We start from the raw sequence: 1,799 nt of genomic DNA, 5'->3' as shown, positions 1-1,799 counted from the left end.
AACATTTCTAGAGGGAGGATGCCAAGATGATGCGTGGCGGAATGGGCAATATGCAAAAAATGTTAAAACAAATGCAAAAAATGCAAAAAGAAATGCAAAAAGCGCAGGAAGAGTTGGCGGAAAAAACGGTGGAAGGCACGGCGGGCGGAGGCATGGTGACCGTTGTCGCTAACGGTCATAAACAAATTTTGGAAGTAAAAATTAAAGAGGAAGTCGTCGACCCAGACGATATTGAAATGCTGCAAGATTTGATTTTGGCAGCGACAAACGATGCGTTGAAAAAAGCGGATGAGTTGGCTAATGAAATGATGGGGCAGTTTACGAAAGGACTTAACATTCCAGGGTTGTTCTAGGGGGGGCGTATGCATTATCCAGAACCGCTATCGAAGTTGATTGACAGTTTTATGAAACTGCCCGGCATCGGCCCGAAAACGGCTGCCCGCCTTGCATTTCATGTGCTGGCGATGAAAGAAGACACCGTGCTTGAGTTTGCCAAAGCGCTCGTTGATGTCAAGCGGCATATTCATTATTGCACGATTTGCGGACATATTACAGATACAGACCCTTGCTACATCTGCAAAGACGAGCGGCGCGACCGGACGACGATTTGCGTTGTTCAGGATCCGAAAGATGTCATCGCCATGGAGAGGATGAAAGAATACAATGGCCTGTACCACGTGTTGCACGGGGCCATCTCGCCGATGGAAGGCATCGGACCGGAAGATATTAAAATCGCCGAGCTGCTCACGCGATTGCAGGATGAGACGGTCCAAGAGGTGATTTTAGCGACCGACCCGAACATCGAGGGAGAGGCAACGGCGATGTACATCTCCCGCCTGTTGAAGCCGACAGGAATCAAAGTCACCCGCATCGCCCATGGCTTGCCGGTCGGCGGCGACTTGGAGTATGCGGACGAAGTGACGTTATCAAAGGCGTTGGAAGGGCGCCGTGAGCTATAGAGAGAAAGAAGGTGGGGATCGGTTTGTTATGGCGGCGAAAGGGGAAACTAAAGAGACAATTTGATGAGAAGTTAATGGCTGAACTACAAAAGGCTAGAACTGAATGGCTTGAGCAGAAACAACTCATCGAAAAAAGCGTCGATCCGTCTCCGGAGGTGCTGAGCGCATTGCAACTCGCTGAGGCCAAATATTTTTTCCTCCTCCGCGAAGCGAAGCACCGCCGCATCACACTTAAGGAAGTGCGTTAACTTCCTTATTTTTTTGTTCTTTTTTCCCCTGTTTCTCATACGTTGGTAGTACAAGCGTGCAAAAAGGGGGTTCAAACGTTGGAGCCGAAAGTCGTCATTACCGTGTTGCTAGCGCTTATCGCCGTTTTGCTTATCGTCGGCGCCCGTCTCAAAGCGCTTCGCCTGATCGGCTACGCTGCTATCCGCCTGATCGTCGGGGCGCTCGCGCTGTTTGTCATCAACGCCATCGGCGGGCATTTTAACATCCATATTCCGATTAACCTCGTCACCTCAATCGTTTGCGGATTTCTTGGCCTCCCTGGAGCGGCAGCGTTAATCGTGATTGACCGATATATTTTGTAGGCATCATTATTCAAGATGCCTTTAATTTTTTTGTTTAAAAGTTATTGACTTTTATATGACAATGCATTATATTAATTAATGTCGCTGTTCATGAAAGATATGTTGACAGCAAATTAAATGATATGTATAATAATAAAAGTGTGCAAGATAAACAAGTTCCTTGAAAACTAAACAAAACGCAAGCGTCATAAGAAAAGCGGAGGCGCCGTAATTTCGCCTAAAGGCAGCCTGCGTCCTGCGGGCAACGGCG

At 47.9% G+C, this 1,799-nt stretch carries 4 protein-coding genes; all 4 read left to right on the top strand.

Features of this window, described 5'->3' with window-relative positions:
• The first annotated feature begins 26 nt into the window (after positions 1-26).
• Positions 27-353, top strand: coding sequence for a YbaB/EbfC family nucleoid-associated protein (locus tag I656_RS05000; protein ID WP_011229534.1), 327 nt, complete (start codon positions 27-29; stop codon positions 351-353).
• 9 nt (positions 354-362) lie between these two features.
• Positions 363-959, top strand: coding sequence for a recombination mediator RecR (recR, locus tag I656_RS05005; protein WP_011229535.1), 597 nt, complete (start codon positions 363-365; stop codon positions 957-959).
• 23 nt (positions 960-982) lie between these two features.
• Complete coding sequence (locus I656_RS05010; protein WP_012820427.1) at positions 983-1,207, top strand: YaaL family protein; 225 nt, start codon at positions 983-985, stop codon at positions 1,205-1,207.
• Between the two features lie 78 nt (positions 1,208-1,285).
• Positions 1,286-1,549, top strand: a complete 264-nt coding sequence (locus I656_RS05015) for a pro-sigmaK processing inhibitor BofA family protein (protein WP_011229537.1) — start codon at positions 1,286-1,288, stop codon at positions 1,547-1,549.
• Positions 1,550-1,799 lie beyond the last annotated feature (250 nt).

It is taken from the genome of Geobacillus sp. WSUCF1 (genome assembly GCF_000422025.1).
In the GTDB taxonomy this organism is placed as follows: Bacteria; Bacillota; Bacilli; order Bacillales; family Anoxybacillaceae; genus Geobacillus; species Geobacillus zalihae.
The sequence above is the reverse complement of the archived record's forward strand: the minus strand, read 5'-3'. Positions and strand labels throughout refer to the sequence as shown.